Here is an 18,956-nt window from a genome sequence, read left to right as displayed (position 1 = left end):
TATTAACAGACCTCAAAATGTATGAACAGACTATGGCGATGATAATGTGGTTTATTTTCCTTGCTTGCGATTTCTAATCACCCGCCATAGTCCTTCATTCTCTGTTTTTGGCATTTTTAAGGTAATGGTATTCGATAGCATATCTTGCACTGCGAGACCACGTGGGTTAAAGAGGCAAAAAGCATAGTTAAAGACAAAGCCCAAAAAGGCACTGGTCAATAAAACAGCACGCGAGCCATCGATGACACTACCAATGATACCAAATATAACTGGCATGATACTGGCCGCTAAAATCCGCTTAAATGACTGTCCCCACGTTAGCAAATGACCATTACTATTGACCGTCTTTAACCGCCAAGTCTGCATACCTAATGTCTGTCCACCGCGACGCCAAAATATCCCATAGAATCCTACTAACGTCAGTATAAAAGACGGCGTCATAATCACGTTTTGATACCACGTTGGCAGCGACTGCGCTTGTGACGACTCGCTACCCGTCTCCATCGTGATAAGTGTACCAATCACGGTTAGCAGGGTACCGACCAAAAACAACAACGCTAAAATTAACATGCCATCATAGAGAATGGCTGCCATACGGGTGCCAGGTTTAGCAATCGCTAGCTCTTCACTTTCAGAGGCATGGCGTGCTGATGCTTTAGTTTTAGCATAAGATTTGGTAGGTCGTTTAGGTAAACTTTTTGACATGGTACAAGCTCATAGCAAGCAGTGAATAGTGGCTCTATTGTACCGTAATTCACTGTCTTATCGTACATTATCCTAAGATGCCGTAAGTCATATAACAATGTGGTATAACCATGTCGTATGACTCATCAGCTCATAAGTCTATCACACAGAAATTACAGACATAAAAAAATCGCCAAATTGTCATAAGACAGGCGATTATTTTAAGGTTTCTTTAACTGGGTTAAAGAAGTGATGATGCAAATGGTGCGCTTGGAGAGATTCGAACTCCCGACCCCTTAGTTCGTAGCCAAGTGCTCTATCCAACTGAGCTACAAGCGCGTACTTTGCACATCATTTACTGCGTTGTTAAGAAACAATTGCAGCAAATTAGGTTGGTTATTATATAGATAATTTCGCTTGTGTCAACATCTTTTTTTATTAAAATCAAATTATTTTTTGCTTTAATAAAACAGAAGATTATTAACGCTTTTATATCGCGTCACTACTCTACTAAAAACCGAATAAATGGAGGTGAAGGAGGGATTCGAACCCTCGATACGCGCAAACGTATGGTTCCTTAGCAGGGAACTGGTTTCAGCCACTCACCCACTTCACCAAACGACGTAAGACTTTTTAAGTTCTAAAAAATAGTATTATTGCTGATAATACGTCTTATCCCGTGGGCGAGTATTATAGCAAAGCCAAAACGAATTGCAAGCACTGTCTACAAATTTAATGCAGTTTTTATCATATTTATTTGTTTATATTGTTTCATAGCCTCTTAAGCAGCTCAAATATCAATAAAAACCAGTAAAAACGATGTTTAAGTTGGTCAGCACGCTCTGGGTTGTTGTTAATTGATTAATTGATGGATGGATTGTTTATATACCATCTCTCACCTACTATGGCTTTTTTAGCAGTGGGTGTCTATAGTATTTATTACTCATTTTAGATTATGTCAAAGGAATTTTTATGCGACCAGTGGTACTGTGTTTTTCAGGATTAGACCCCTCAGGCGGCGCTGGATTACAAGCGGATATAGAAGCCATCGGTCAAGCAGGTGCGCATGCTGCCATTGCTTGTACAGCTATTACCATACAAAACTCGCAGCAAGTCTTTGGTTTTGAAGCTTGTGCAGCAAATTTGGTAAAGGATCAGGCCACCGCAGTGCTCGATGATTTGCCTGTTGCAGCTATTAAGTCAGGTATGTTGGGTACGACTGATAATATCGCTATGCTGACTCAATTGTTTGCCGAGCGCCTTATCACCACTGATACGCCATTTGTATTAGATCCCGTATTGGTTGCCAATAGTGGTGGCAGTTTGGGCGATGAAAAGACGCTCGTTAGCGCATTTAGAGAGCTGTTACCATACGCGACCCTTATCACACCGAATACTCATGAGCTACGCGCATTAAGCGGTGAGCAAGACTTACATATTGGCGCGCAAAAACTATGCGCCCAAGGCACCTATGCCGTATTGGTAAAGACCTCACATGACTTTGATAGCGGCGATATAGAGCAGTATTTATACATAAAGGGTGAGATGGTACATAAAAGCACCTTGCCGCGCTTAACGGGCGAATTTCATGGATCTGGCTGTTCGCTTGCCAGCTTTATCGCTGGGCGCTTAGCAATGGGTGATGCGCTTATCGATGCAGTAAAGGCAGCAGACAGCTGGATTACCCAGACGCTGCGTGCCGCTGATGCACCGCACCCTAATAATGACCAAGCCCAATTGATACCCAATCGTTTTATAGACTTTCAGCATAACCTCTAAATAATTAATAAAAAAAGGGCGCTCTATATCTCATAGAACGCCCTTTTTTAGATAGCTATTGGTAATTTTAGATAGCGGCTTTCAAGTGACCATTAATCCAGCTCAACCCAACATCGGCATGAAGCTCGCGGCAAAGCCACCAATAAACATCTCAAGCAAAATAAAAGCAATGAAGGCGACCATTGGTGATAAATCAATCATACCCAAGTTTGGTGTGATTCGACGAAATGGTGCCAAGATTGGCTCCGCTAGATTGACAATGATACCAATAATCGGATGCTGAGATTGGGTAAATACCACAATCCAGCTGACAATGATGGAACCAATGACGAGATAGCGACACATACGTAAAAAGTCTAATACCAAGCTGATAGTACCAGTAAAAAATAACGGTACAGGAGCGATACCTTTATGTGTCAGTGCTGCTTTTCCAGAGATATCGATCAAACGAATCAAAAACATCAGGACGATAGCCGCAATACTGATACGCCCTTGCCCAACGGTTGGAAAAATACGCCCAAACACGTCGACAATGTGCGTCGCTTTATAAGCAGGCGCAATCATGGGGTTGCTGGCATCCATCCCTGCAAATTGCAGCATAAAGCGAATAAACACCAACATCATGGCGAAGGTGGTGACCAAATCAAAGATTTGAAATAACATGTTGTTCATGAAGTGCTACTCAATGTGACATTATTAACAGGTTTTGGGATGACGACTGTCATTGCTAGGTGCTTGGTATTGGTGCTTAGTATTGGTGCTTAATATTGGTGCTCAGGCGCGTCATTCGCTTTTAGCAAATAACGCGCCTGAGATATGGATGATTATTTACTCATCTCTTCACTCAAGGCTTGGCTACGGTCATAGCAGGCCTGCATAGCCTCAACGATTTGACCACCGATATCATTGGCTTGCATTGACTCAACAGCGGCTTGGGTTGTCCCATTTGGCGAGGTGACCTTGCGACGCAATTCGGCAGGTGCATCCTCACTATTCATCGCCATTTTTGCCGCGCCTAGCATGGTTTGCATAGCGAGCGCTGAAGCCTGCTCTTTATCCAAACCTAAAGCCACTGCCCCGTCAATCATGGATTCAATGAAGTAAAACATATACGCTGGCGCTGATCCTGATACGGCGGTTACCGCATGCATGTGTTCTTCATTATCGACCCACATGACCAATCCTGATGCTTCCATCACCGCCGTTGCTAACTGCTTTTGTTCAGCAGAAATATTATCAGTACCGTACAGACCCGTTGCGCCCATTTGAATCATTGCAGGGGTATTTGGCATCGCACGGACGATATTGTCATAGCCACCCAACATGTCAGATAAAAGCTCAGTCGACAAACCTGCTGCCACTGAAATTACCAACTGCTTGTCTAAGACATCCGCAAAGCTACTGACTACCGCTTTCATCACTTGCGGCTTGACCGCCAGCACCACAATGTCAGCATCGATAATGGCAGCTTTTGCATCAGCAGTTGGATCAACCGTATTCAGTCCTTTAGCAGCCAATTGCGCGCGCGCTTCACTGCTAGGATCAGCAACGGTAATTAAACTCGGTTTGACACCGCAGCTAACAAGCCCGCTAATCAAAGCCTGCGCCATATTTCCGCCACCGATAAAGCTGATTTTCTTATTATCTAATACTGACATACATGTCTCCTATTCAAAAATCCAAAGGTACTCAAACTAACATAATGATAGGTAAAATGACACTCAGTTTACCATACTGCTACTGGCATCGTTTGATAAATTGACGGCATCTAACCCGGTTGTAAGCTTCATCGAACCACTGAATTGCCATGGACTATTGCTCAACCAAACGGTTAAATTAACAAGGGCATTATATAAAATCAGTGACGGAGAGTAATATGTTTTTCATTCGTAAAGCTAACCCAAAGGATTATGCAAACATTGCTAACATTCACTTCAAAAGTTGGCATGCCGCCTATTTAGATTTGCTACCAGCGTCCTACATCAATGATAAAAACAACTTATGTAATAAAACAAAAATGTGGCAGGAGTTAATAGCGCATCCTGATGTTATTGTCTGGATAGCATATGATGTTCATAATAATAATTTGGGGTTTATTGGCTACTTCATTAATAATAAAAATTATGAAATTACCACGTTGTATGTTTTGCCCGACTATCAAGGATTGGGTATAGGCACTCAATTAATGACAGCATCATTACAAGCCCTCTTAGAATCTCATATCCATGCCCATTTTTATTTATGGGTATTAGAAAATAATGTGGCTGCTATTGATTTCTATCAAAAATTTGGCTTTGTAGCTAATGGCGAAAAGAGTGAAGAATGCTACAAAAGCATGCCAATAATAGATATCAAAATGGTTAGAAAACTTGTTGACCTAATGCCCTAGCCCTAGATAACCTAAACCTCCTAAAATATTTAGGTTACAAATATTAAAAAGCGTTATTGATGCTTAGACTGTTTCTAATAACATTGTTTTTAATAGCACTATTTCTAATAACATTCCCTCTAATAGCACTGTCTAAAACACCAGTATTGTCTATCGTGTCTATTAGCGACCTACTCGTCCCTAGTATCCAGCTCTCAAAAGGTGATACCAGTAATAATGGCCACTCTTTATCCTGCTGTACGGATACGGCAACGGCACTGACCACCACCAAACTCTCGCGCAACCATACAGGTACACCAAGCGTTTGATATAGCTTCTTGCCCGCTTGTGGACGTGATGCCAAGGCAGTTTGCACACGCTGCTGACGACCTAATGGTGCGAAGGTAATCTCAAACTTCTCATCACCATCTTGGTCGCTGTCTAATAGCTCTGCCAAGGCATTTGGCATCATTTGTGCTTGCCAAGTAAATTTACTATCCCTGCGTAAGGTAACTGATACAGACTGGGCAGCCTCTGAATCAGCATCAGCCACAACAAAATCAGATAAGGGTTGAATCTGTTTGGTAAGCGGCAACTCAAGCCATGTCAACCAATCGCTGCTGAGACGATAAAGCTGCTGACGGTAGCGGCAAATCGTATAGGACTGCTTGCGAGCTTGCCAAAAAAGCGCCGTTTGGTGATCAGGATCTTCACGTTGGCTTAGCATAAATACATCATCGACCAGCTGCTTAGCAGGCGGTAACGGTTCATCTTGACCGAGCCAATGATGCAATAGTTGCCGCTGACGATAAATGGGTAATGCTTGTAGCTTGTCTATATTTAGCACACGCTGGGCAGACGATAGCTGTAATGATGCTACCTCTATCTGCTGTAAATCTTCTGCCGCTTGTGCATTGATTATTAATTGGGCATCACGCAATAGCTGTGCGCTACGGGCGATATTGTCAATGACATTGGAATTATAGGTTGCCAATACTGGCATGATGTCGAGGCGTAGCCCACTACGTACATTATCGCCAGCATCATTGGTTGGGTCATCGATATAAGGGAGCTTTAGGCGCTGAGCATAATTGCTGATATTGGCGCGTTTGACCGTCAGCCAAGGTCGCCATAATGCCATACGCTGTGTGCCTTGCGTTTGGATACGCCACGGCTGCATACCCGACAGACCATTCACCCCAGCGCCTTGTATCAGCCGCATCAGCACCGTCTCTGCTTGATCATCGGCATGATGCGCTAAGAGCAATACATCATCTTGATTGAGTTGCGCTCGCATGACATCATAACGAGCCTGCCTTGCGGCTTGCTCATCATGACCATTCACTTGCGCACGTAAAATCCGACACGGTATCTGCTGCACTGCTGCCCAGTTAGCAACATGTGTCGCCCAAGTGTCACTATCTGCTTGCAAACCATGATTGACATGCAGCAATTGCGGCAAAAATGGCAACTTACCTTGGCGATAGAGCTGCACACACAGCGCAGCCAATGCTAATGAATCACGACCACCACTACACGCCAGCCAAAGCCGTCGACCGTGCAGCTGTTCACCATATTCAGCCATACTGCTCAATAATGCTTGTGCCAGATCGGCATCGACAGGCAAGTCTGCGATTGGCTTCATAGGATGCGAGAGGATTGCACTGCTGGTCATAATCAGCCTTATTTATTTAGCATGCATACATGAATTGACATATAAATGAATCAGCTTATACGTCAGCTACTACATCAGTTACAGCGTCAGTTAGCACCTATATTAACAGCCACAAAAAAACGCGCCATAAAATGACACGTTTTTATTTTAGCATTAAGACTCAGTCTCTAATATGAAAAGCTTTGTGTCCATGAATAGAAGCTTAGTAACAGAGATGTCATAGCGACCAATTAAGCAGGCAACATCACTTCTGAGTTAAAGGTTTTCAGCTTCTCATAACGTAGCTCACAACGCGCGTGTGCGTCTAAATCTTTAATCTCATCTAACTGCTCAGCAATAAGTGCTTTCAAGGCGATCATGACTGGTTGCGGCTTGATATGTGCGCCTTCACCTTCTTCAATGACGGCATCAATCAGCCCCATTTGATATAAATTAATCGCATTTAATTTCAAGGCTTCACTAGCGTCTTGTGCTTTTTCAGCTGTTTTCCACAGGATAGAGGCACAGCCTTCCGGAGAGATAACCGAATAAATACTATTTTGTAGCATATTGACTTTGTCACCAACACCAATTGCCAACGCCCCACCTGAGCCGCCTTCACCGATGATAGTCACGATAATAGGCACTTTTAGGCTAGAAAAAACGGCGATACTTTCTGCAATGGCTTGCGCTTGTCCGCGTTCTTCCGCGCCAATACCCGGATAAGCGCCTTGAGTATCGACAAAGGTCATCACAGGGATATTAAAGCGCTCAGCCATTTTGACCAAACGAATCACTTTGCGGTAGCCTTCAGGATTGGCCATGCCAAAGTTATGGGCAATACGCTCACGGGTACTGCGACCGCGATGTTGACCAATTACCATCACAGGCTGATCATCAAAACGCGCCAGACCACCAAGAATGGCTTTGTCATCGGCAAAAGCACGGTCACCGTGCAGCTCATCGAATTCGGTAAACAACTGATTAACATAGTCCATAAATAATGGACGCTTGGCGTGCCGTGCAAGCTGCACACTATCCCAGACAGTGCTCATAGACGCTTCCCTTTAATAATTATACTTAATGTATTTATGTTTAAGAATAATATCGTTATCGATTTTTAGATAATGAAAGTACAGTTGTAAACTCAATAGAGGCTATAGTAGCACATCTTAAATGGCATGACATTACTGACAAAGCCGCTTTTGTTACGTTAATCTATAGCATACTCATTACAATAGTAACGGCATCATGTTGATCGTCAGTGCAAAGCAGGGCTGTCTAGCCCTCAACCACGCTCAGCGTCACGCCCCATTTGGCAAACTGCTCAATCTCAGTATGCAGATCCGGCAATAAGAAAGCGTAATGCTCACTGCTATTGGCAACGGTGATTTGCCAGCAATGATCGTCCATGGCTTGTAACTGTAATTCTGGTAATTCATAATCGCTGCGGCTGTGATGCGCCAGTACAGCCAAACGTAGCAACAGGCAAAGATAAACGAGCTGATTACCACCAACATTACAGGTCTGCTCTAACATATCAGCCTTGAGCTTACGACGATGATTGAGCATCAGCTGTGCCATGCGCTTTTGATCGACTTGTGAGAATCCTGGAATATCAGAATACTCAAGCAAATACGCGCTGTGCTTATGATAACTACTATGACTGATTGCCAATCCTATCTCATGCAAGAAAGCCGCACGTCTGAGTAAATCACAATCATCATTGGTAAGGGCGAGCTTCTCCTTCACTTGCTCAAATAAATGACGACTGGTTTTCACCACTTGTTTGGCTTGTTTTTTGTCCCCTGAATAACGCTTAATCAGCGCCAGCACACTGCGGTCACGAACATCTTCGCTAGCAAAGCGTCCAAGCATGTCGTACATCACACCTTCACGTAGTGCACCATCTGAGTAAGTAATGGTATCGACACCCAGCACTTTCATGACCGCACGCAGTACCGCAACGCCTGCTGGGAAGACGGCTTTGCGATGTTCCTTAACGCCTTCTAAATCGATGTCATCGACGTTGCCAATTTTAAGCAATAGCTTCTCTAACTTTTTGACACCTTTATAAGTGATGCGCTCTTGCTCATCAGCCCAGCCCTTAGATACCAGCACATTACGTACCGCTTTAATCGTCCCACTCGAGCCAACCACACTACTCCAGCCCAATTTTTGATAACGACCCTGAATCGCTAACACTTCTTTGCGAGCGGCTGATATCGCATTATTAAAGGCTTCTTTCGTGATTTGACCATCGGCAAAGTACTTCTGGGTAAAGGCGACACAGCCCATCTGCAAACTCTCGGTCAATAGCGGATCGAACTCTTGACCAATGATAAACTCTGTCGAACCGCCACCAATATCGATGACCAAACGCTTATCACTACTGGCATTGGTGTGTGAGACGCCCAAATAAATCAAGCGCGCCTCTTCTCGTCCCGCGATAATCTCAATGGGTTTCGGCAATATTTTATTGGCACGGGCAATAAAGTCATTGGCATTTTTGGCTTGGCGTAAAGCATTGGTCGCAACCACGCGAATGCGTTCGGGTGGTACCGAATCCAAACGCGCCACAAATCGGCTCAAACAGTCGAGACCTCGCTGTGCAGCTGCCGCACTTAAGATATTATTCTCGTCCAAGCCTGCGGCAAGCTGGACTTTTTCAGACATAGAAACGACTTTTCGCACCTCACCATGGTCAAGACGCGCAATGGCCAGATGAAAACTATTGGAACCGATATCAATGGCTGCCATCATTTCATCATCAGCAAGCGGCGGATTTGTAAGGTAGTCAATAGGCATAAGAGGAATCGTTACCGTGTTGGATAAAAGGGGGAGGATATGGGCTAAAAATTAGACGATTGAGTCATATAAACATCATAGCTGCACCAAATAGAGCCATTCACGCAAAGCGGCTCACGTATTTGACGCAATTTTCGCCATTAAAGCATTTATGCCAAACACTGGCAAGTGACCCAAATGCTAATTAAGCAGCAAGCGCATCATCAACAAAATAACAAATGCGCCATAAATATCCATTGCTTGTGTTAAGGATAGCGTTTTGCTACATTAAAAACGACCAATATTATAATAAATAACAGTCACTTAATGAGCGCCAGCCGCTTTATTAAAACAGAAAGCCCCCTAATGAATCGCCCTAATGCCTATACTCAATAAACGATTGGCAAGGAAGCTGAACAAATGAATCAAACGACCACACAAAACACTACCAAAAACGCTGATGCTCAAGCGGTCAGCAATACTAAAAAAAACATGATGACAACCGTCAGCCCAACAAAGCAGAAATTTTATGACTTCTATTTAGCTGAACATCAAAACATGGCTTGCCGCCGCTTACATTTCGCCGGTAGTAGCTTTGGCTTATTGGGACTCGCAAAGTCGGTCAAAACCGCTTCGCCAAAACCATTACTTAAAGGCATCGCTGCTGGATATGCTTGCGCTTGGGTCGGTCATTTTTTCTTTGAAAAAAACAAACCTGCCTCGTTCAAATTCCCGCTAAAAAGCTTTGCTAGCGACTTTCGTATGTACAGTGATGTCCTACGCGGTAGACTCAGCTTAAAAGACCGTAAATTTGATAAAATCGGACGATAATAACTCGCCCCTAGCCCAACTAACGTAAAGACTTACGTAATATTTTTCCTACCGCGGTTTTGGGCAATTCATCGATAAACTCGTATGACTGCGGGCGTTTATAACCTGTTAAACGCTCGCTTGCGAAGCTTTGTAACTCTTCTACCGTTAGGCTCAAATCCTTTTTAACCACAAACGCCTTGGGTACTTCACCGCTGTGCTCATCTGCAATACCAACCACCGCGACTTCAAGTACTTTCGGATGCTCTGTCAATGCCGCTTCCACTTCGTTTGGATAGACGTTAAATCCTGAAACCAGTATCATGTCTTTTTTGCGATCCACCAGCGTCAAAAATCCATGTTTATCTAGCACACCAATATCACCTGATTTAAAGTAGCCATCCTTTGTAAAAGTATCTGCATTGTCTCGTTGCCAGTAACCACGCATGACCTGCGGGCCTTTAATACAAACCTCGCCCCGTGTACCTATTGCACAAGTTGCACCCTGTTCATCAATGATTTTAATATTCATCATCGCAAGGGGCAGACCAACGCTACCGTTGAAACGATCTATACCAGGTGGGTTAAAAGAGATAACTGGTGCAGTTTCGGACATGCCGTAACCTTCATTGATAATCATACCAGTGACTTGTTGCCACTGATCAGATACCGCTTTGATAATTGCGGTGCCGCCACCGATAGATAGTGCCAAGCGACTAAAATCAAGGTTGGCAAACTTTGGATGATGCAGCATACCAATAAATAAGGTATTAACCGAAGGAATGACATGCGGACGATGCTGCTCGATGGTATTGACTAATCCATCGATATCACGCGGATTGGTGACCAGTATATCTTCCCAGCCACCATAAATGCCTAGTAAGCCGCAAACGGTAAATGAGAAGATATGATAGAGCGGCAACGGATTGAGTATTTTAATCTGCTCGCTACGACCCGCTTCAATCGCATGACCAAACATCGCATAACACTGACAGACATTGGCCATGACATTGTAATGCGTGAGCATCGCACCTTTTGGCTTGCCGGTCGTGCCACCCGTATATTGCAATAAAGCTAAATCTTCACGCTCAATAGTAACAGGCTGATATTGCTCAGCGTGGTATGCACTCATAATATGGGCAAAGCTTATATTCTGCTCTGAGATATTTTTTGCAGCATTATCGGCTGTGGTTTGGTTGGTTTGATTGAATTGACGAGTAGTATCGGTCGACGGTTCAAGTTGGGTAAGCAAGGCAATATCGTTATCAGCAGGTGCAGCATTCGGATTGACGGAACAATGTACAACCAATGACAGTTGCGCTTTGACTGCATCATCTAACTGATCGTAAGCAGAGGTCATACCATCGAGGACAATCAGCACACTAGCTTGAGCATCCGTCAGCTGATGTGCCAATTCATAATGGGTATACATCGGATTGACATTCACCAATACCGCGCCTGCTCGCAGACAACCAAGTAACACCACGGCATACTGCAATATATTGGGTAATTGCACAGCAACACGGTCGCCTTTGCTGATTCCTTGTGCTTGCAAAAAAGCAGCAAAGCGGCGGCTGGCAATATCCAATTGTGCAAAGGTAAGGGTGGCGGGCCCCATACTAAAAGCCACAGAATCACTATGCTGATCTATTTTGGGTTGCAATAAATCTAGCAGGTTGTGCTTGTTCTCTAATACATCTAAATTATTTCTTATTCCATATTTCTCATATGAGGCTTGCCATAACGGTGGCGTATTACTGCTAGGCATATCATTAGTGCTTGTAGTCATCAGTTGGCGTCCTTGCTCAATTGTCTTGATTCATCTCAGAATAGCATAATTTATTGTTTATTTTGCAATCACCCAAAGAAGGAATTGTCTTCGTCCTAGTTTTTTAGTTTATGCAATCATCGTCAGAAAATCTTTATCTTTCATAGTGAAAATCAGAAAAGGATAAATATTGGGCACAAAAAAACCAGCATGATCTCTCATACTGGTTCTTGTAAGTACATACATTTTAAACAGATCTTAAATAAACAAGGTCTTAAATAAACAAGGTCCTGAACAAACAGTTACGCTTTTGCCATTTCTGCAAAAATTTCGTCAGCGGCTTTAATCGACGCATCAATATCTTCATTGCTGTGTTTAATTGACATAAAGCCTGCTTCATAAGCAGACGGTGCCAGATAAATACCGCGATCCAACATGCCATGGAAGAACGTATTAAACACCGTCATATCACACTCTGTCACGTCATCGAAGTTCTTTGGCGTGTCAGTTTCATTGTCTTTAACAAAGAACATGCCAAACATACCGCCCAATTTATTGGTACGCATGTTGATGCCATGTTTGTCAGCTGCCGCTTGAAAACCGCCTACTAGACGATCAACTTTCGCTGCTAACTCAGCATAAAAGCCATCTACGGTTAAGTCTTCAAACATCGCGATACCCGCACGCATTGCCAGTGGATTACCTGACAATGTGCCGGCTTGGTAGACGCCGCCGAGTGGCGCAATGCAAGACATCACTTCTTTTTTACCACCGAAAGCACCAACTGGCAAACCTGCACCGATGATTTTACCAAAGCAGGTCAAATCAGGATCAATACCGAAGTATGCTTGTGCGCCGCCCAGTCCGACACGGAAGCCCGTCATCACTTCATCAAAGATCAGCACTGAACCGTTGGCAGTACATTCTGCACGCAAGGTATCATGGAATTCTTGGGTCGGAATGACCATATTCATGTTGCCAGCGATCGGTTCTAAGATCACGCAAGCGACTTCTTCGCCCCATTTCTCAAAGCAATCTTTAATCGCTTGTGGGTCATTATAAGGAATCGTAATGGTGTGCTTAGCAAAATCAGCTGGCACACCTTTTGATGTTGGCTCGCCAATATCTAGCATGCCCGAACCTGCTTTTACCAATAAGCTGTCTGAATGCCCATGATAGCAGCCTTCAAACTTAACGATTTTGTCACGCTGGGTATAGCCACGAGCCAGACGAATTGCACTCATGGTCGCTTCTGTACCGGAGCTGGTCATACGAATCATCTCAACGCTTGGGACAATTTCGCAAATTTTATCGGCAACAGTCGTTTCAAACGGCGTTGGCGTACCAAAACTTAAACCATCATCCGCTGCTTTTTTGACCGCATCAATCACTTTAGGGTGCGCATGACCCAAAATCATTGGACCCCAAGAGCCGACATAATCGATATAAGCATTGTCTTCGGTATCATAAATTTTGCTGCCGTTAGCACGGTGCATAAAAATAGGCGTGCCACCGACACCAGCAAAGGCACGGACTGGCGAGTTTACGCCGCCAGGAATATGTTTTCGGGCTTGCGCAAATAGCTGTTCGTTTTTAGTGCTCATCATTATTCTCTACTTATTATTTCTTTAATATTGGTTCTGTCTTATTTTATTAAAAATAACTTTGCGGCTTGTTGTTAATGCTTAGCAGATTTTTAAAGCACATTTAATAATTTATGCTTTTTTAACAACAGATGATTTAAGCTTCATTGGGCCAAAACCATCAAGTTTACAGTCAATATCATGACCATCAGAGGCATCGGGCAGCAGGCGAATACCTTTTGCTTTAGTACCGACTTTAATAACAATCGATGAACCTTTGACTTTTAAGTCTTTAATCACGGTGACGGTATCGCCATCTTGCAGCTCATTACCGACCGCATCACGAATGACCGCGTCTTGCTCTTCAGCTTGTGCCGCATCGGTTTCAGCCGCAGTCCATTCATGAGCACACATGGGACATACCAGTAACGCACCATCTTCGTACGTATATTCAGCATCGCATTTTGGGCAATTGGGTAAGCTCATAATTTCCTCGTCAGCCGTGATAAATTGGGTGTATTCTAGAGCTAACATTGTACCGTAACTCGCCAGCTTTAACCAATCGCTTCGCTCGTAAATGCGGTGCTGTGACTAATTGATAGATTCGCTCATGTCTTACAGCGGACGTTTTTTATCACACAGTGTTTTGTGGTACTCTGCTTTAACTAAATTTGGTTTGATGGCCATATATCTTTAGATGGTAAAAACCTCAATATTTACTTTAGCAATTACTTTAACAACTCAGTATTCACCACAATATCTGAGGCTATGGCTACTGATAACGATAGCGACTTATGAATAGGATAATAATAATGACTCAATCAAACGTATCGACCCTCTCATCAACATTGCCACAATTTGTTCAACTAACGATTCAAGGTGAAGATGCAGAAAAATTCTTGCAGGGTCAGCTAACCTCTGATGTCACCAAGCTCGGACTCAGTTATCAAGCAACGGCGCTTAGCAATTTAAAAGGTCGCATTGATTTTGGTTTATGGATAAAAAAACAAGCTGAAAAGCATTATGATGTGGTTATCAGTGCCGATTGCGCTGAGGCTTTTCAAGCCCATTTAAAAAAGTTCGGTGCCTTTTCAAAATTTGACACCAGTGCGCCCGCGCCCATTTATCCTTGCGTGCTTGATGACGTGCCAACCTTTAGCCATCAAGAAGACCACAATAAGCCAACCGATACCCAAGCGTGGATGCAAGAGAGTCTTGCCATTGGCAACTATTGGATAGTTGCTGCAACCCAAGGTCTGTTTCAGCCACAAGAGCTGCGTCTGCATCAGCGCGGCGGTATGGACTATGATAAAGGCTGCTATCTTGGTCAAGAAGTGATTGCCCGTATTTATTTTAAGGCAGCGCCAAAAGCGTTTTTACATTATGTCAGCGGCGCAGGTGACGTGCCAGCAGCCGGTGACAAGCTAGAAAAAATTCAGGTGGTTAATGCGATTGCCGATGACACTATTAATGGTAATGGTTTTAAAGCATTGGTCGTTGCCCGTCCAGAGCATTTAGCCGATAGTGAGCTTACTATATTAGACTTACCGCAAGCGCTGCAAGCCGATGTTGCGCGCCAAAAATAGTGCGATATGATGAGTGACGCGTAATAAGCAGCACTCGTCAAAACATTTTTACTAAAAAAGCAGCAGAGTAATCTATGACCCATATTGCGGTACTCGGAGCGGGTGTGGTGGGCGTGACCACCGCATGGTATCTTCGCCAAGCAGGCTACGATGTGACCGTCATTGAGCGTGAGCCAGCTGCCGGTATGCAGACCTCATTTGCCAATGGTGGTCAAATATCTGTCTCGCACGCAACCCCTTGGGCCAATCCTGCGGCTCCTATGAAAGCGCTTAAATGGCTGTTTCGCGAGGATGCACCGCTGCTGTATCGCTTGCGTGCTGATAAGGCGCAGCTTAAGTGGGCGATGCAGTTTTTGCAAGAATGCCGTGCAGATAGAGCCGATGCCAATCTGGTACAAATGGTACGTTTAGGCTTGTATTCACGAGATGCACTACAACAGCTGCGTGCTGATATTGATATTGATTACGAGCAGCAAACGCGCGGTATTATGCATTTTTATACCAATCAAGCGGAATTTGATGCCGCCATTGCGCCAACGGAGCGCATGCAAGAGTTAGGCTGTGAGCGTCATGTCATCGATATCAATAATGCCGTTAACTTAGAGCCTGCGCTTTACCCTATTGCTCATAAGCTAAAAGGTGCGACTTATACCAGCCGTGATGAATCGGGTAATGCCCATTTATTGACCCAACGCTTAGCCGAGCGCTGCATCGAGGCTGGCGTTAAGTTTTTATACGATACCGAGATTCTGGCGTTAAACACTGACGACTATTCTGCGCGCCCGCATGTGCATAGTATTACCATTCAACCTAAGGGAGAAAACGCGCAAACCTTTAGTGCAGACAGCCATGTACTGGCATTGGGCAGCTATAGCGTATCGCTCATGAAACCGCTGCATATTCATCTACCTATTTTCCCTGCTAAAGGCTACTCGGCCACTTATCAAATCAACCCTCGCGCCCCGCATCTGGCACCCTTTGTCAGTCTCATTGATGATGAGTTTAAGCTGGTGACATCACGCCTTGGCGACAAGCTACGCGTCGCTGGAACAGCAGAATTTAACGGCTACAATTTGGATTTAAATAGCACCCGCTGTGCAGCCATTACCCGCCGTGTGCAGCAGTTATTTCCCAAAGGTATCATCGCCAATTCTGTACAATACTGGACAGGGCTGCGTCCGATGACACCTTCTAATGTGCCGTTAATTGGGCGCGCGCACAGAGGTCAAGTCCGTCATGGCAGTCATAATGTGGATGCTAGTTTTGATAATTTATGGCTTAATACGGGTCATGGTACGCTTGGCTGGACGCATGCTTGCGGTTCGGCGCAGGCTATCAGCTTATTGATACAAGGTGAGACGCCGCCAGTCGATTTTGATTTTGTTGGCCTAGTAACGTAAGAATAAGAAACGTAAAAAAGGCGCTACCAATATAAGTCAGCGCCTTTTTTCTTTATATGGAAGACTTTTATTCTAGAACTATTTTATGCAGCGCTCCCTGATTTCATATCGAAATCAACGTCAGAATCAGCCGTCTCCAAATCAGTCGCTTCTGGCGCGATTGCTTCCAATTGTACTGGTACACCATTGACTGCCGCATTGCCACTTAGCTGATCGATTAAGGTATCGTCCGTCAAATCATTGACACTGACGCCCGCATGCGCTTGAGCGATTTTTTGTCTTACCCCTTTACGGCCGTGACCCCAACCATGGGGGATACTCACCACTTTGGGCATCAGCTCATCCGTCACTTCTGCTACGATCGTCACACTACCCACACGCGACGTTACTTTTACGTTTTGACCATCCTCAATACCGTACTCTTTCGCTGTTTCAGGATGCAGCATCAAAGTACAGCGCGGCTTACCTTTTACCAAGCGATAGCTGTTGTGTAGCCACGAATTATTACTGCGTACATGACGACGACCAATCAATAGAATTTGCTTGTCATCATAGTCCTGCATCATCTCCTGTACGCGCTCTAAATCTGCTTGATAAAAATCAACATTGAGATGAATCTGCTTGTCTTTGTGTTTTAACGCTTGTGGCAGCATAGTTTTGAGCGATCCCAAATCAATTCCATGCGGATTTTCCTTCAATTGCTTTAGATTGAGACCCTTATAAGGCCCACGTTTTAGACCTTGATTAAGCACAAATTTCGGACCCAAAACTTTTATTATTAGGCGTTCAACTTTGGTTGCAAGGGCGGCTTTTTTATCCAAGCGTTTCGCCAGCTCTAAGTAAATTTGCCAGTCATGCTTGGCGCTTCTTTGCTTAGCAAACAATGCCTCTGAATATTTAGCCACGTTATGGACGGCAAAATTGTTAAAGGTGACGTCATAATGATCGCGCTCTAGCGGCGATACCGGTGGCAAAATGATATGCGCATGACGGCTGGTTTCTGTGACAAAGTAGTCAATAGCGACCATAAAGTCTAAGTTGGCAAAAGCCGTATCTAACTTTTCACCATTTGGCGTGCTGAGTACAGGGTTGCCCGCGACAGTCATAAAGCCTTTTAACTGCCCCGCCCCTTCTACCAACATCTCATCCGCCATTGCCACGACGGGATAATCGCCATTAAAATCAGGCAAGTTACTCACGCGGCTATGGCGCTTACCTAAATAACCTGGGCCTGAGTTATTGACCACGTCGACCGCAGGATTGGGGAACATCAGACCACCCACTTCATCCAAACGACCTGTGACAATATTAATCAGCATGATTAGATATTGACTCAGTAAGCCAAACTCTTGCACCGAGACGCCCATGCGCCCATAACAGACCGAGCTTTCGGCTTCACAAAACTCTTTGACCAGTCGTTTAATCTCTTTTGCCGCAATGCCAGTAATCTCAGCAACGGACTCGGCGCTATAGTCTTTTGCAAAGTCTGCAATGCGTGCAATCTCTGGCACGAGCGCCGCCGCTCTACTATTTTTAGCATGTGGCTTATCCGCATATCCTTGGAGATAAATTTCATTGAGCATGGCAAGCAAGAGCAAAACATCGGTCGCTGGGCGGATAAAATGATGCTCGCTAGCAATATCTGCCGTTTCGGTGCGTCTTGGATCAATGACTACCACTTTACCATCACGCGCTTTGATATCTTTTAGTTTTTGACGCATATTTGGTGCGGTCATAATACTGCCGTTAGACGCTAGCGGATTGCCACCAATGATGAGCATATATTGAGTACGATTGACGTCAGGCACAGGGATGCGCAGCATATGCCCGAACAGATGCATGCTAACAATGTGATGCGGCAACTGGTCGATGGAAGTCGCAGAAAAGCGACTGCGCGTCTTGATACTGGTTAATAGATGCTTAATAGTTAACATGCCGCCCAAATTATGGACATTAGGATTGCCTAGATAAATACCGAAAGCGTTTTGACCATGTTTTTTCTGTACCGACTGAATACCGGCGGCAACCTTATCGAGAGCTTCAGCCCAGCCAATCTCTTTCCAACCGTTAGCGGTTCTCTCAACGGGATGACTCAGGCGATCACTGTCTTCATGCAAGTCTTGCAAAGCAGTCGCTTTTGGACAAATATACCCTTTAGAAAATGGATCATCTTTATCGCCTTTAATCGATAATACCTTTGCTCCATCGTGCTTTATTTCAATACCGCACATTGCTTCGCATAAATTGCAGGTTCTAAAATGTGTTTGTTCATCCTTGTGACTCTTTTCACTAGCCATGGTCGCGCTCCCTGTTATTTTTTACTATAGTCATTCCACTATAAAAGTATTACTGCTTTAACCTCGCTTGACGTATTAAATATACAGCTACACTCGGTTGCCTTGTACTACTTTTCAATTGAATCGACTATATTGCTTTCACTATATAAATTCCGTTTTATGAGGTTAATACATTTGCTCATTTTAACAATCTTAAAAACACTGAGAATTAGCCAAAGTGCAACATTGATAAGCTGGATG

General features: G+C 44.2%; 15 protein-coding genes and 2 tRNA genes. 5 read left to right on the top strand and 12 right to left on the bottom strand.

The annotated features are described in order from the left end of the window. Positions 1 to 51: 51 nt before the first annotated feature. The 3 genes from JMW64_RS01475 to JMW64_RS01465 form a co-directional block, all read right to left on the bottom strand. Positions 52 to 705 (bottom strand): RDD family protein, encoded by a 654-nt coding sequence (locus JMW64_RS01475; RefSeq protein ID WP_201552496.1) that lies wholly within the window; start codon positions 703 to 705, stop codon positions 52 to 54. Between the two features lie 241 nt (positions 706 to 946). Further along, positions 947 to 1,023, bottom strand: a tRNA-Arg gene (locus JMW64_RS01470). A gap of 187 nt (positions 1,024 to 1,210) precedes the next feature. Next, positions 1,211 to 1,300: transfer RNA gene (locus JMW64_RS01465), tRNA-Ser, on the bottom strand. A 356-nt stretch (positions 1,301 to 1,656) separates the two neighbouring features. Between JMW64_RS01465 and JMW64_RS01460 the strand changes: the two genes are divergently transcribed. Further along, entirely contained in the window at positions 1,657 to 2,463 is an 807-nt protein-coding gene (locus JMW64_RS01460) for a hydroxymethylpyrimidine/phosphomethylpyrimidine kinase (protein ID WP_201552494.1), read from the top strand. 102 nt (positions 2,464 to 2,565) lie between these two features. On the opposite strand, the gene JMW64_RS01455 is transcribed toward JMW64_RS01460, so the two are convergent. Both JMW64_RS01455 and proC read right to left on the bottom strand, forming a co-directional pair. Next, positions 2,566 to 3,135 (bottom strand): YggT family protein, encoded by a 570-nt coding sequence (locus tag JMW64_RS01455; RefSeq protein ID WP_060490268.1) that lies wholly within the window; start codon positions 3,133 to 3,135, stop codon positions 2,566 to 2,568. Positions 3,136 to 3,287: 152 nt separating this feature from the next. Then, positions 3,288 to 4,121 carry a pyrroline-5-carboxylate reductase gene (proC, locus tag JMW64_RS01450; protein ID WP_198332257.1) on the bottom strand — a complete coding sequence of 278 codons (834 nt, stop codon included), beginning with the start codon at positions 4,119 to 4,121 and terminating at the stop codon, positions 3,288 to 3,290. Between the two features lie 218 nt (positions 4,122 to 4,339). Here proC and JMW64_RS01445 point away from each other — a divergent pair, with 218 nt between their 5' ends. Continuing rightward, positions 4,340 to 4,852, top strand: a complete 513-nt coding sequence (locus JMW64_RS01445) for a GNAT family N-acetyltransferase (protein WP_201552492.1) — start codon at positions 4,340 to 4,342, stop codon at positions 4,850 to 4,852. 43 nt (positions 4,853 to 4,895) lie between these two features. On the opposite strand, the gene tilS is transcribed toward JMW64_RS01445, so the two are convergent. From tilS to ppx, 3 genes are all read right to left on the bottom strand, one after another. Further along, positions 4,896 to 6,506, bottom strand: a complete 1,611-nt coding sequence (tilS, locus tag JMW64_RS01440; protein ID WP_201552490.1) for a tRNA lysidine(34) synthetase TilS — start codon at positions 6,504 to 6,506, stop codon at positions 4,896 to 4,898. A 230-nt stretch (positions 6,507 to 6,736) separates the two neighbouring features. Further along, positions 6,737 to 7,540 carry an acetyl-CoA carboxylase carboxyltransferase subunit alpha gene (locus JMW64_RS01435; RefSeq protein WP_201552481.1) on the bottom strand — a complete coding sequence of 268 codons (804 nt, stop codon included), beginning with the start codon at positions 7,538 to 7,540 and terminating at the stop codon, positions 6,737 to 6,739. Positions 7,541 to 7,766: 226 nt separating this feature from the next. Continuing rightward, entirely contained in the window at positions 7,767 to 9,293 is a 1,527-nt protein-coding gene (gene ppx / locus JMW64_RS01430; RefSeq protein ID WP_201552480.1) for an exopolyphosphatase, read from the bottom strand. A 471-nt stretch (positions 9,294 to 9,764) separates the two neighbouring features. Between ppx and JMW64_RS01425 the strand changes: the two genes are divergently transcribed. Further along, positions 9,765 to 10,103: a DUF962 domain-containing protein gene (locus JMW64_RS01425; protein WP_227676045.1), complete on the top strand. Its 339-nt coding sequence runs from the start codon at positions 9,765 to 9,767 to the stop codon at positions 10,101 to 10,103. Between the two features lie 19 nt (positions 10,104 to 10,122). Here JMW64_RS01425 and JMW64_RS01420 read toward each other — a convergent pair whose 3' ends face one another. The 3 genes from JMW64_RS01420 to JMW64_RS01410 all read right to left on the bottom strand — a co-directional run bounded on the left by JMW64_RS01420 (position 10,123) and on the right by JMW64_RS01410 (position 13,919). After that, positions 10,123 to 11,871: an AMP-binding protein gene (locus tag JMW64_RS01420; RefSeq protein WP_201552476.1), complete on the bottom strand. Its 1,749-nt coding sequence runs from the start codon at positions 11,869 to 11,871 to the stop codon at positions 10,123 to 10,125. A gap of 281 nt (positions 11,872 to 12,152) precedes the next feature. Next, complete coding sequence (hemL, locus tag JMW64_RS01415) at positions 12,153 to 13,454, bottom strand: glutamate-1-semialdehyde 2,1-aminomutase (protein ID WP_201554985.1); 1,302 nt, start codon at positions 13,452 to 13,454, stop codon at positions 12,153 to 12,155. Between the two features lie 111 nt (positions 13,455 to 13,565). Then, on the bottom strand, positions 13,566 to 13,919 hold the full coding sequence (locus JMW64_RS01410; protein WP_055123598.1) for a zinc ribbon domain-containing protein YjdM: 354 nt from the start codon (positions 13,917 to 13,919) through the stop codon (positions 13,566 to 13,568). A 326-nt stretch (positions 13,920 to 14,245) separates the two neighbouring features. Between JMW64_RS01410 and ygfZ the strand changes: the two genes are divergently transcribed. Beyond that, positions 14,246 to 15,019: a CAF17-like 4Fe-4S cluster assembly/insertion protein YgfZ gene (gene ygfZ, locus JMW64_RS01405; protein WP_109590736.1), complete on the top strand. Its 774-nt coding sequence runs from the start codon at positions 14,246 to 14,248 to the stop codon at positions 15,017 to 15,019. Between the two features lie 74 nt (positions 15,020 to 15,093). Further along, positions 15,094 to 16,419: a D-amino acid dehydrogenase gene (locus tag JMW64_RS01400; RefSeq protein ID WP_201552474.1), complete on the top strand. Its 1,326-nt coding sequence runs from the start codon at positions 15,094 to 15,096 to the stop codon at positions 16,417 to 16,419. Positions 16,420 to 16,502: 83 nt separating this feature from the next. Here the strand turns inward: JMW64_RS01400 and JMW64_RS01395 are convergent, their stop codons facing one another. Further along, positions 16,503 to 18,716: a molybdopterin oxidoreductase family protein gene (locus JMW64_RS01395; protein ID WP_201552472.1), complete on the bottom strand. Its 2,214-nt coding sequence runs from the start codon at positions 18,714 to 18,716 to the stop codon at positions 16,503 to 16,505. Between the last annotated feature and the right edge of the window lie 240 nt (positions 18,717 to 18,956).

Origin of the sequence: Psychrobacter immobilis (genome assembly GCF_904846065.1) — a bacterium.
Classification (GTDB): Bacteria; Pseudomonadota; Gammaproteobacteria; order Pseudomonadales; family Moraxellaceae; genus Psychrobacter; species Psychrobacter immobilis_H.
This window is presented reverse-complemented; position numbering and strand designations above follow the sequence as displayed.

What these genes read in the sequence shown, in the direction of transcription:
- JMW64_RS01475 (WP_201552496.1), bottom strand. Translation starts at nt 705, where the DNA reads ATGTCAAAAAGTTTACCTAAACGACCTACCAAATCTTATGCTAAAACT.
- JMW64_RS01460 (WP_201552494.1), top strand. Translation starts at nt 1,657, where the DNA reads ATGCGACCAGTGGTACTGTGTTTTTCAGGATTAGACCCCTCAGGCGGC.
- JMW64_RS01455 (WP_060490268.1), bottom strand. Translation starts at nt 3,135, where the DNA reads ATGAACAACATGTTATTTCAAATCTTTGATTTGGTCACCACCTTCGCC.
- proC (WP_198332257.1), bottom strand. Translation starts at nt 4,121, where the DNA reads ATGTCAGTATTAGATAATAAGAAAATCAGCTTTATCGGTGGCGGAAAT.
- JMW64_RS01445 (WP_201552492.1), top strand. Translation starts at nt 4,340, where the DNA reads ATGTTTTTCATTCGTAAAGCTAACCCAAAGGATTATGCAAACATTGCT.
- tilS (WP_201552490.1), bottom strand. Translation starts at nt 6,506, where the DNA reads ATGACCAGCAGTGCAATCCTCTCGCATCCTATGAAGCCAATCGCAGAC.
- JMW64_RS01435 (WP_201552481.1), bottom strand. Translation starts at nt 7,540, where the DNA reads ATGAGCACTGTCTGGGATAGTGTGCAGCTTGCACGGCACGCCAAGCGT.
- ppx (WP_201552480.1), bottom strand. Translation starts at nt 9,293, where the DNA reads ATGCCTATTGACTACCTTACAAATCCGCCGCTTGCTGATGATGAAATG.
- JMW64_RS01425 (WP_227676045.1), top strand. Translation starts at nt 9,765, where the DNA reads ATGATGACAACCGTCAGCCCAACAAAGCAGAAATTTTATGACTTCTAT.
- JMW64_RS01420 (WP_201552476.1), bottom strand. Translation starts at nt 11,871, where the DNA reads ATGACTACAAGCACTAATGATATGCCTAGCAGTAATACGCCACCGTTA.
- hemL (WP_201554985.1), bottom strand. Translation starts at nt 13,454, where the DNA reads ATGAGCACTAAAAACGAACAGCTATTTGCGCAAGCCCGAAAACATATT.
- JMW64_RS01410 (WP_055123598.1), bottom strand. Translation starts at nt 13,919, where the DNA reads ATGAGCTTACCCAATTGCCCAAAATGCGATGCTGAATATACGTACGAA.
- ygfZ (WP_109590736.1), top strand. Translation starts at nt 14,246, where the DNA reads ATGACTCAATCAAACGTATCGACCCTCTCATCAACATTGCCACAATTT.
- JMW64_RS01400 (WP_201552474.1), top strand. Translation starts at nt 15,094, where the DNA reads ATGACCCATATTGCGGTACTCGGAGCGGGTGTGGTGGGCGTGACCACC.
- JMW64_RS01395 (WP_201552472.1), bottom strand. Translation starts at nt 18,716, where the DNA reads ATGGCTAGTGAAAAGAGTCACAAGGATGAACAAACACATTTTAGAACC.